The 10,489-nt window shown below is 73.2% G+C and carries 9 protein-coding genes; 1 reads left to right on the top strand and 8 read right to left on the bottom strand.

From position 1 onward, the window contains the following. Positions 1 to 51 precede the first annotated feature (51 nt). From ABZ371_RS03280 to ABZ371_RS03245, 8 genes are all read right to left on the bottom strand, one after another. Positions 52 to 1,314 (bottom strand): acyl-CoA dehydrogenase family protein, encoded by a 1,263-nt coding sequence (locus ABZ371_RS03280; RefSeq protein WP_358672870.1) that lies wholly within the window; start codon positions 1,312 to 1,314, stop codon positions 52 to 54. A 133-nt stretch (positions 1,315 to 1,447) separates the two neighbouring features. Then, on the bottom strand, positions 1,448 to 1,819 hold the full coding sequence (locus ABZ371_RS03275) for an SCP2 sterol-binding domain-containing protein (protein ID WP_358672869.1): 372 nt from the start codon (positions 1,817 to 1,819) through the stop codon (positions 1,448 to 1,450). Between the two features lie 61 nt (positions 1,820 to 1,880). Beyond that, complete coding sequence (locus ABZ371_RS03270; protein WP_358672868.1) at positions 1,881 to 3,497, bottom strand: GMC family oxidoreductase N-terminal domain-containing protein; 1,617 nt, start codon at positions 3,495 to 3,497, stop codon at positions 1,881 to 1,883. Beyond that, on the bottom strand, positions 3,497 to 4,180 hold the full coding sequence (locus ABZ371_RS03265; RefSeq protein ID WP_358672867.1) for an SGNH/GDSL hydrolase family protein: 684 nt from the start codon (positions 4,178 to 4,180) through the stop codon (positions 3,497 to 3,499). Before ABZ371_RS03265 ends, ABZ371_RS03270 begins: the two co-directional genes overlap by 1 nt. Positions 4,181 to 4,214: 34 nt before the next feature. Beyond that, on the bottom strand, positions 4,215 to 4,478 hold the full coding sequence (locus ABZ371_RS03260) for a phosphopantetheine-binding protein (RefSeq protein WP_358672866.1): 264 nt from the start codon (positions 4,476 to 4,478) through the stop codon (positions 4,215 to 4,217). 55 nt (positions 4,479 to 4,533) lie between these two features. Beyond that, complete coding sequence (locus ABZ371_RS03255) at positions 4,534 to 5,511, bottom strand: ribonucleotide-diphosphate reductase subunit beta (RefSeq protein ID WP_358672865.1); 978 nt, start codon at positions 5,509 to 5,511, stop codon at positions 4,534 to 4,536. Beyond that, complete coding sequence (locus tag ABZ371_RS03250) at positions 5,508 to 7,226, bottom strand: AMP-binding protein (RefSeq protein ID WP_358672864.1); 1,719 nt, start codon at positions 7,224 to 7,226, stop codon at positions 5,508 to 5,510. The genes ABZ371_RS03255 and ABZ371_RS03250 overlap by 4 nt, the downstream gene beginning before the upstream one ends. Positions 7,227 to 7,660: 434 nt before the next feature. Continuing rightward, positions 7,661 to 9,175: a DHA2 family efflux MFS transporter permease subunit gene (locus ABZ371_RS03245; protein ID WP_358672863.1), complete on the bottom strand. Its 1,515-nt coding sequence runs from the start codon at positions 9,173 to 9,175 to the stop codon at positions 7,661 to 7,663. A 191-nt stretch (positions 9,176 to 9,366) separates the two neighbouring features. Between ABZ371_RS03245 and ABZ371_RS03240 the strand changes: the two genes are divergently transcribed. Next, positions 9,367 to 10,371 carry a beta-ketoacyl-ACP synthase III gene (locus ABZ371_RS03240; protein WP_358672862.1) on the top strand — a complete coding sequence of 335 codons (1,005 nt, stop codon included), beginning with the start codon at positions 9,367 to 9,369 and terminating at the stop codon, positions 10,369 to 10,371. Positions 10,372 to 10,489 lie beyond the last annotated feature (118 nt).

Here is a 10,489-nt window from a genome sequence, read left to right as displayed (position 1 = left end):
GCGACGCCGGCGCGCGGGGGGTGGGCGCCCGGTCGGCACGGGCGGCCGGCGTCACAGCCGCCGCCCGTACAGCGCACCCGTGATGGCCAGGGCCAGCACCTCCGGCGTGCCCTCGTAGATGCGGGCGCCGAACGACTCCCGGACCAGCTTCTCCACGCCGTGGTCACGGCAGTAGCCGCGCGCCCCGACGATGGACATGGCCTCCTCGGCCACCTCGATCGCCGCCCGGTCGGCGAACATCTTCGCGACCGCCGGGCCGTAGACGGGGGCCGGCATCATGTTGTCCGCCTGGTAGGCCGCCTGGAGGTACAGCAGCCGGGAGGCCTCGATCTTCGAGGACATCTCGGCCAGCTTGCGGGCGGTGAACTGGTGCTCGTAGAGCGGCTTGCCGGCCTGGACCCGCTCGCCCGCCCACTCCTTGGCGATCTCGAAGGCGCCCCGGGCGACCCCGGTCGACATGGCGGCGACGATCGAACGTGCCTGGTTGGACTGCACGGTGAGGTAGTTCCAGCCGCCGCCCTCACCGAAGGCGATGTTCTCCTCCGGGACCCGCACGTCGTCGAAGTGGAGCGTGGTGCCGAGGCAGGCCCGGTAGCCCATCTTGTCGGCCACCTCGCCGCGGGTGACACCCTCGCTGTCCAGCGGCACGATGAACACGGTCAGGCCGGTGGCACCGGGGTTGCCCTCGATGTTGGCGAACACGGCCGCCCACTCGGCCATCTTGCCGTTGGTGATGAAGCGCTTGATGCCGTTGAGGACGAAGTGGTCGCCGTCGCGGCGGGCCGTCATCACGTCCTCGGCCAGCTCGGCGTGCTCCGGTATCAGCAGGTCGCAGCCCGCGGTCTCCTCGGTGATGGCGTTGCAGGCCAGGACCGGCTTGTCCCCGAGGAACGGGGGGAGGAAGCGGGCCTGGAGCTGCTGGTCGCCCGAGAACAGCACGGAGGTCTGGCCGAGCAGCGAGGCACCGAAGATCAGGGCCGTGCTGGGGCAGACCGAGGCCAGCTCCTCCATGGCGACGGACACGCCGAGCACGCCCATGCCCCGGCCGCCGAGCTCCTTGGGGATGGTCAGGCGCAGCAGCCCGAGCCGGTGGCCGGCCTCGACCATCTCCCAGTCGAAGTCGTCGGCAGGAGCGAGGTCGTTGGCGAGGGTCCGCGGCTTCACCACGGTCTGCGCGAACTCGCGGACCTCCTCGCGCAGCTCCTCGATCTCGGGCGGGAGCTGGAACAGCGACGGCATGGCCGCGGCGTTGAGGGCGCGCAGGTCGGACAGGGTCGGGGCGTTCGGGACGGCGGTGGTGGTGGTCGCGATCACAACATCGGCTTTCTGTGGTGGCGGACGGTGTGGGTTGCGGAGTGCGGGCGGTACCGGGGTCTCAGCGGTCCGCAGGCGCGCCGGGCGGCCGGGCGGGGGCCTGACCGGGCCGTACGGGCCGCTCCCGCGCGGCTCAGGCGGAGGCCGGCGCCAGGGCCAGCTGGGCGTACGCGCGCCCCATCGCCGGCAGGTAGTCGGCCAGTTGGCGCACCTGGGGGACGGGGCCCTTGACGACGAGGCGGCGGGCGACGATCGCCCGGGTCACGGCGAGCTGCCCGAGGAGGATCAGGTGGAGCGCCTCCGGCTGCACCTCCAGACGCAGGCCCGCGGGGTGCGGGGCGCCGTCGTGCACGCCGTCGGAGTCCAGCAGGAAGGCCGTGTGGGTGTCCCCGGTCACCACGAACTGGAGGGAGAAGTCGCGCTCCTTGAGCAGAGCCGCGAAATCCGCGTCGGCGAAGGCCGCTCGGAAGGCCTCGATGAACAGCTGCGGGTCCTGAACGGTCACAGTCGTACTGCCTTTCGTCTCATGAGGTCGGTAGGTCGGTGCTCCTGGCGCGGCCGGCCGGTCAGCGGTGCGTCAGGGCGCCGACGCGGTTCTGTGCGGCGTCGGCGAGGATCAGTTCGGCCGCGCGCTCCGCGAGCATCACGGTCGGGGCGTGGGTGTGGCCGCGCGGCAGGGACGGCAGCGCGGAGGCGTCGACCACCCGCAGCCCCGCCACTCCCCGCACCCGCAGCCGGTCATCGAGTACGGCCTCCGGATCCGCCCCCATGCCGCAGGTGCCGACCGGGTGGTACAGGGTCTCCGCGTGGGCCCTGGCCAGGGCGTGCACCGTCTCGGGGTCCGGGTCGAGGGCGCCCGGTGTCAGGGGCTCCCCGAGCCGCCCGGCCAGCGCGGGGCGGGTGAGGACCTCGCGGGCCCGGCGCACCCCCTCGGTCAGCACCCGCAGGTCGTCACCGTCCGGGTCGGACAGGTAACGGGGGTCGATCACCGGGTGCGCCGCCGGGTCGGCCGAGGCGAGCCGTACGGTGCCGTGGCTGCGCGGCCGCAGCAGCACCACGCCGAGCGTGACGCCGTGCGTCTGCGGTGCCCGCCCCTGGTCGAGGAACGGCACCAGCATCCACACGAACTCCAGGTCCGGCGCCGTGAGCGACGGGTCGCTGCACAGGAAGGCGACGGCCTCCGCGAGGTTCGACGTCAGCCGCCCGCGCCTGCCGCGCAGGAACTCGCCGATCTCGCCCTGCTGGTCGGTGACCCCCGGGGTCACCCGGCCGTGCGCCTCGAACGCCAGCGGGACGTAGAGGTGGTCGGCGAGGCCCCGCCCGACGCGCGGGGAGTGCGCCCGTACGGTGATGCCGTGCCGGCGCAGCTCCTCGGCGTCGCCCACGCCGGACAGCATCAGCAGCTGCGGGGAGCCGATCGCGCCCGCCGCGAGGATCACCTCGCCGTCGGCGCGCACCTCGGCCGGCCCGTCGGCGGTCGTGTAGGCGACACCGACCGCGCGGCCGTCCTCGATCAGGATCCGCTCGACGTGGGCGTCCGTGACGACGGTGAGGTTCCCGCGCCGCAGCGCCGGCCTCAGGTACCCGTCGGCGGAGCTCCACCGCCGCCCCCCGCGCTGGGTCGCCCGCACGGGGCCGGCGCCCTCCGGCTCCAGCGGGTTCCCGTCGTCCAGGGCGGGCAGTCCGGCCTCCGCGCAGGCATCCAGGAACTCGGTGGTGGCGGGGCTCGGGTCGCGCAGGTCCTCGATGCGGATCGGCCCGCCCGAGCCGTAGGCGCCCGTACCGGAGCGGTCCTCGGCCCGGGTGAAGTAGGGCAGCACCTCGTCGGCGGACCAGCCCGCGCACCCGTCGTCGTGGGCCCAGCCGTCGAAGTCCGCACGGTGCCCGCGGGTCCAGATCTGGGCGTTGAGTGAGGACGATCCGCCCAGCGTGCGCCCGCGCGGCCAGTTCAGGCTGCGCCCGTCGAGGCCCGGTTGCGGGGTCGTGCGGTAGCCCCAGTCGGCCGACGTGCCGAACAGGGCGGGGAACGCGGCCGGGATGCTGATCTCGGCGCGCCGGTCGGGACCGCCCGCCTCGATGAGCACCACCTGCCCGTCACCGCCGGCACTGAGCCGCTCGGCCAGGACGCAGCCGGCCGAGCCCGCGCCGATCACGATGTGGCGTACGGCTTCGTGGTCTGCCATCACGTCTCCGCGCGGTTCGCGACCCGGGCCCCGAGGGCCTTGACGATCTCGGCGGCGAGGGCGGCGTGCCCCTCCATCGCGAAGTGGATGCCGTCGGCGCTCATCAGGTTCGGGCGCAGCCGTACGGGATGGCTCCACATCTCGATCAGCACGGCGTCATGGCGCTCCGCCACCGCGCGGATGCGCTCGTTGAGGGCGGCCGTGCGGTCGCTGAACACCGCCAGTTCCGGCACCGACTCGAAGACGTTGGTCACGGTGAAGGTGAAGATGTCCGCGCCCTGCGCCCTGAGCGCCGTGTACATGGCGTCCAGGTCGGCCTCGACGCCGTCCAGGTCCGGCTCGGCGTCGAACAGGTCGTTGCCGCCGGCCGCCACGTTGACCAGGTCCGGCTTGAACGCGAGGACCTGCTCCAGCTGCTCGGTCCGGACGGCCCCCGTCCGCTTGCCCATGACGCCGGTGTTCAGATAACCGAAGTCGGGTTTACCGGCACCCAGAGCGGCCGAGATCCGCTGAGGCCACGGCACGTGGGCGTACCCCTCGCTGGGGTCGCCGAGGCCGGCGGCGAAGCTGTCGCCCATCACGGCGAGCCGCTGCCACGGAGCTCCCCGCAGAAGCTCCACGCACTCGTCGTGGGAGAGCGTCAGCGGATCGTCCGCCTCGCTGCGCAGATCGTCTGTCGTCATCTTCTCGTGGTCCTTCTCTGGGCGGTCGGGTGGATCAGGCGGCGTCGCTCGGCGCCACCTGCTGCTGGTCGACGAAGTCCTCGATGTCCTTCACCGTGGTGATGTCGGGCGTCGCGTTCGTACCGAGGTCGGCGAGCGGGAACTCCTGCTCTATGCGCAGGGAGAGCTCGATGACGGCGAGCGAGTCGTAGCCGAGTTCCTCGACGAGACGGTCCTCGGACCGCACCTCGCGGGCCCCGAGCGGGCTCATCTCCCCGACGATCCGCCGGACCTGCGCGCGCAGTGTGTCGTTGTCCATGTCCTCGTGGTCCCTTTCGCTGTCTTCTTCGTGGGTGTCAGGGGTCCGGCGCCGCTCAGGCCGCGGCCGCTCGGATGGGGTGCGGTGCGTCCCAGCGCTCCGCGTAGGCGTCGAGGGCGGTCTCCACCGCCTGGTCCCAGGAGGCCGCGGCCTTCTCGGTCAGGTCCGGCAGGCCCACCAGCCGCAGCTGCTTGACCAGGCGCTCCCGGGCGATCTCGACGCTGCCCTGGATCTGGGCGGCGCGGCTGAGGAGGGCCGCGCGGAGCGCGGGCACCGGGTTGTGCCGGGACGGGCCGATGAGGACCCACGCCGCCACGCCGAGCGACTCGAAGTGGGCGTCGCCGACCACCTGGGCGAATCCGCCGGCGACCCCGTCCTGCGCGGCCCGCAGGCCGAAGGAGACGTGCCGGGACTCGTCACGGGTGACGTTGGTGAGGCCCTCCTCCAGCGCCTCCAGCTTCAGCCGGCGGGCGAGGAAGCGGGTGGTGCGCAGGGCGGTGGCGGCGAGCACGCCCTCGGTGATCAGGTGGTAGTAGACGAGTGCCCGGTACCAGGACTCGCGGTCCCCGTGGTCGGCCCGCACGGCGTCGGTCGCCCGGGTGAGCTCGGGGGTGAAGACCTCCGCGTAGTCGGCGCCCTCCTCGACCGCGTCGAGGTCCGTCCGGCAGCCCTCCTGCAGGTAGGTCTGGAAGAAGCGCACGTGCCGCGCCTCGTCGGCGAGCTGCGTGCAGAGGAAGATCCGGTCGTCCTCGGTGGGCGGCGCGTCGATCAGCGCCCCCAGCGTGTGCGTCACCGTGACCTCACCGACCTCCAGCTCGCCGAGCGAGCCGAGCATCTGGGCGCGTGAGAAGGGGGTGAGGGCCTGCCAGGTCTCCGCGTCCCGGGCGGGGTCGACCTGGGCGACGGCCCACTGCTGGCGCTCCCACCGGCGGTAGAGGTCTGCGGAGTTCGCGAGCCGGCCGCGCTGTTCGGCGGAGGTTTCGGGGGCCGTCTCGGTGACGTCGAGTACGAGCCCGGTGGTCGTGACGCTCATGTTGCTGCCCCATCCAGTCCCGGTGCGTTCTGTGCTGTCGGTCGGTCGTTGCCGTGCGTGCTGTGCAGTACGTCGCCGGTGAGCGCGTCCTCGCCCGCCTGGCGCCAGAGCAGCCGGCGGCGCGGTTTGCCGCTGGAGGTCCGTGGGATGGTGCCGCGCCTGGCCCGCACCACGGTCACGGCGACCGAGGCGTCCAGGGCGGAGCGCAGCACGCCGGTCACGGCGTCCAGCCAGCCGTCGCCGGGTGCCTCCACGACGACCACCGCTCCCGAGCGTCCGGCGCGGTTGCCCAGAGCCACGGCGCAGCGCCCCGGCGGTACCCCCGGTACGGAGGTGAGCGCCGCCTCCAGGTCCTCCGCGTGGACCTTGCGGCCGCGGACCTTGATGCTGTCGCCGATCCGCCCGACCACGTACAGCTCGCCGTCGAGCAGGAATCCGGCGTCCCCGGTGCGCAGCCCGTCGTCGCCGAAGGGCGCACTGGCGGCCGGGTCCGGCGACTCGTATCCGTCGGCCACGGAGGTGCCCCTGACCCGGATCTCCCCGAACGTGCCGTCGGGCAGCGGGGTGCCGTCGTCGTCTACGACTTCGACGGCGGTCTCGGGCACCGGCGTGCCGCAGGAGGCGATCCAGGCGGCGGGGTCCTCGGGCCGGTCGACGCCGAGGGTGCCCGAGCCGTCGACGGACACCGGTGCTCCGGTGTCCAGCGGGCCGGAGGGGCGGATGATGCGCGCCCCGTGGCCGGGGCGGACACCGGTGACGGCGAGCGTCGTCTCCGCCATGCCGTAGCAGGGTGTCAGGGCGCGGGAGTCGAACCCGTGGGGGGCGAGCTTCGAGGTGAAGTCGGCGACGACCCGGGCGTCCACGCGCTCGGCGCCGCTCATCGCGACCCGCCATGTGGAGAAGTCGGTTCCCGCCAGCTCCTCCTCGCGCACCCGGGACGTCGCGTACCCGTAACCGAAGTTGGGCGCGGTGGTGATGGTCACCCCGTGCCGCCCGTGGCAGTCGAGCCAGCGGGCCGGGGAGCGGATGAAGTCGACCGGGCTCATCAGCCACAGGTCGATCTGGGCCACGACGGACCCCAGGAACGTCCCGATCAGGCCCATGTCGTGGTAGAGCGGAAGCCACGAGGAGCACGAGTCCTCGGGCGTCACCCCGAGCCACCCGTGGATGGCGCGGACGTTGGCCGTGAGGTTGTCGCCGGTGACCCGGACCCCCTTCGGGGTACCGCTGGATCCGGACGTGAACTGCAGCAGCGCCAGTTCCGCCTGGCGGGGTGCCAGGTCGTCGGCGTCGGGCAGCCCGGCCGGATCGGGCAGGACGAGCGGCGTGCCCGTCCCGGCCTTCGCGCACGCCGCCGCGGCGAGCGGGGCGAGGTGGGCGTCGGTCAGCACGGCGGCCGGGGTGGCGGCGCCGAGGACGGCCGCGGCGTGCTCGGTGAAGGCCTCGTGGCCGCCGAAGGTGACGGGTGAGGCGATCGGGGACGGCGTGGCCCCCGCGTACATGGTGCCGAGGAATGCCGGGACGAAGGTCTCGGGCTCCTCGATCAGCAGGGACACGACGCCCTTGGTGACGCCGTTCGCATGCAGGAAGGCGGCTGTCCGGCGGGCCGCCGAGGCGATGTCCGCGTAGTCACGCAGGTGCCAGTCGCCGTTTCGGTAGTAGTGGATTCCACGCTCCGGCGCGGGGGAGTCCAGCCAGTCGAGGACTGTGTTCATCAATTCCCCTCATCGAACCGATGGGCTCTCGTCCTGTATTACGGGCCGGAGGGGTCACCCCCCTCGTGACGATCGCGGATTTCTCGGAGGGATCCGCCGTCTCCCGCGACAGGTGCCGCGACCTGCGAGGACGGTCGCGGGAGCGCCGGCGTCGCAGGAGTGCCGGTGCCGCGAGGGCCGGTTCGGTGGCGGGGCCGGGTGGCGCGGCCCCGTGCTGAGGGGTGGGCGGGCGAGGCGCACGCCGAATGCTGATACGCGCCCGCTCCGCCGGGGCCGGCGCGGCGCTGGCGTACCGCTTTGCCGGGAGCGCGGGCCCCGCCGCAGGCGAACGTGACGCGGGGCCGCGGTTCCTGTGGTGGAACCGCGGCCCCGCCGGGGCCGGTCGCGGTCACGGGGGATGAACCGCGGCCGGCGTCTCGGGGTGGTGCGACCGGTCAGCCGCGGTCGCCCGTGGTCGCGCCCTCCGCGGACGGCGTGCCCGCGGGTGCGGCGGCGGCCTTGGCCGCGGCCTCGGCCTGGGCCCGCATGTAGGCCTGGATCTGCGCCTGGGTCTCGGCGATCTGCGCCATCGACTTCGGGGTGAACATCCAGAACGCCGGCACCGCGGAGGCCGCGATGAAGATGCCCGCGAGCAGGAACGCGTTCAGGTACGGCTGCGGCGTGCTCAGGTCGCCCGCGGCGAACACCGCGGCCATCGCGGCCACGCCGACCGAACCGCCGAACTGCCGTGCCGTGGTGGCCATACCGGTGCCCGTGGCGAACTTGAGCGGGTGCACCGAGATGGACGCCGCCGTCGTCACGCTGGTGAGCGCCGCACCGATCACGGCGCCGCCGAGCGCACCGTACGGCAGCCACAGGGCCAGGAACTCACGGTCGGAGCCGAGGCCCGTGTACGCCCAGATGCTCAGGGCGAGGAAGGCGATGCCGGCCACGATGACCACCGGGCGCTGCTTCTCCGGCTTCAGACGCCGGCCGATCGAGATGGCGGCCACGGCGGAGAGCACCGCGCCGGGGGTGACGGCGAGGCCGGCCTTGAGCACGGAGTAGTGCCAGATCGTGGTGAGGTACAGCGGCCCGGACAGGAACCAGACGAACAGGCCGGCACCGAGCAGGAACGCGGTGAGGTTGGCCGCCGCGAACATCGGCGTGCGCCACAGGCTGGTCTCCACCGCCGGGGCGGGGTGCTTGCCGGAGCGCTGCAGCGAGTAGGCCATGAAGAGCAGGCCGGCGCCGATCCAGATCCAGGTGGCGGCCGCGTCCCAGCCCCAGTCGCCGCCCTTGGTGAGGCCGATGACGACACCGGCGATGCCGATGGTGACGGTGGCCGTGCCGAGGAGGTCGGGCAGCTTGGTCTTCTCCACCGGCCGCTCGGGCAGGCCGAGGGCACCGAAGATCACGGCCAGGCCGATCGGGACGTTCAGGATGAACACCACGCGCCAGTCGATCTCGCTGACCAGCAGCCCGCCGAGCGCGGGACCCGCGGCCGCGGCCATGGAACCGGCCGCGCCCCAGATGCCGATGGCCTCGGCCCGCTTCTCGGCGGGTGTCTCGGAGAGGACGAGTCCGAGCGCGGAGGGGATCATGCCGGCCGCGCCGATGCCCTGGACCGCACGGGCGGCGATGAGCAGCTCCATGTTCGGCGCGAGGGCGCAGGCGAGGGACGCGAGGCTGAAGATTCCGACCGACCACAGGAACAGCTTGCGCCGGCCCAGGATGTCGGCGAAGCGCCCGGCCGGGGTCAGCAGGGCGGCGAAGAGGATGCCGTAGCTGGTCACCACCCAGGTCAGGTCGGTGACGGACTCCTCGGGGAAGTCCGCGTGCAGGGCCGGGAAGGCCACGTTGACGATCGTCGTGTCGAGGAAGGCCATGAACGTGGCTGCCGACGTGAGCAGCAGTGTCTTCCCCGCACTCGACGGCTCGGCGCGAGACGCAAGCGGTACTGAGGTCACCTGTCGATCCTTCCAACTAACATTCCTTGGGTATGTGAGTACATACCGTCGGTATGTGGTTGTCAAGCGGAAACGGCGCGCACTGTCGCCGGGGTGTCACGCGGGGTGGCGGCCTCCGGTGCGTAAACCCTTCGAAGGAGTAAGCGAGGGAGCAGGCAAGGACGCAGTTGCGAGCGAGACAGGAGCCCCGTGTGAACACCACTCACGCCGCGCACGACCCCGGGCCGGACCGCCACCACGCGGTCCTGCTCGGCATCGGGGGCTACCGGCCCCGACGGATCGTCACCAACGAGGAGGTCTGCCGCACCCTGGACTCGTCACCCGAGTGGATCCTGCGCCGCAGCGGCATCCGGACCCGCTGCTTCGCCGACCCGGACGAGACGCTGGCGGAGATGGGCGCCACCGCCGCCGGCAAGGCGCTCGCCGACGCCGGTATCGCACCGGACGAGGTCGACCAGGTGCTGGTCGCCACCATGTCCGACGTCGGCGGGACGGGCACCGGGGCGGCGGCGAACGCCCTCGCCGCGGAGATCGGCCGCCGCCTGGGCGTACCCGGCACCGCCTGGCAGGTGGGCGCCGCCTGCGCCGGATTCACCGTCGGGCTCTCCCTGGCCGCCGCGTCCGTCGCGTCCGGGCAGGCCCGCACCTGCCTGCTCATCGGGGTGGAGCGCATGTCGGACATCCTCGACCCGCAGGACCGCTCCACCGCATTTCTCTTCTCGGACGGCGCGGGGGCGGCCGTGGTGGGACGCGGTACGGAACCGGGCATCGGATCCGTGGTGTGGGGCACGGACCCCTCGCTGCGCGAGGCCATCACCGTCCGCCAGGAGCCGGGGCGCGAGGCGCCCGTCATCCGGATGCAGGGCTCGTCGGTCTTCCGCTGGGCGGTGACACAGTTGCCCGACGTCGTACGGGAGGTCCTGGACCGCTCGGGCCTCGGGCCCGGCGACGTCCAGGCCTTCGTCCCGCACCAGGCGAACCTGCGCATCATCGAGGCGGTCGCGGAGAGCGTGGGCTTCCCCGCCGAGGTCGCCGTGGCCCGCGACATCGTGGACCAGGGGAACACCTCGGCGGCGTCCATCCCCCTGGCCATCGAGCGCATGCGCACCTCCGGGGCCGTGCGCAAGGGCGACCTGGCCGTACTCGTCGGCTTCGGGGCCGGCCTGACGTACGCCGGGACGGTGGTGCGCCTCTGAGCCACCCCGCCCGCCGTCCCCCACGCACGCCGGCGCGGCCGTCCCGCCCCTGAGCCACCCGCGCACCGCCCGGCCGTGCCCGGCACCGCCCCCGGCACCCCGGCACCGGGCCGGGGCG

Origin of the sequence: Streptomyces sp. NPDC005899, from assembly GCF_040629645.1 — a bacterium.
Classification (GTDB): Bacteria; Actinomycetota; Actinomycetes; order Streptomycetales; family Streptomycetaceae; genus Streptomyces.
Note: the sequence above shows the minus strand (reverse complement) of the source record. Positions and strands in the feature narration are given on the sequence as shown.

Coding starts and splice junctions, on each gene's coding strand:
- ABZ371_RS03265 (WP_358672867.1), bottom strand. CDS start 4,180: ATGACGACAGACGATCTGCGCAGCGAGGCGGACGATCCGCTGACGCTC.
- ABZ371_RS03250 (WP_358672864.1), bottom strand. CDS start 7,226: ATGAACACAGTCCTCGACTGGCTGGACTCCCCCGCGCCGGAGCGTGGA.
- ABZ371_RS03260 (WP_358672866.1), bottom strand. CDS start 4,478: ATGGACAACGACACACTGCGCGCGCAGGTCCGGCGGATCGTCGGGGAG.
- ABZ371_RS03255 (WP_358672865.1), bottom strand. CDS start 5,511: ATGAGCGTCACGACCACCGGGCTCGTACTCGACGTCACCGAGACGGCC.
- ABZ371_RS03270 (WP_358672868.1), bottom strand. CDS start 3,497: ATGGCAGACCACGAAGCCGTACGCCACATCGTGATCGGCGCGGGCTCG.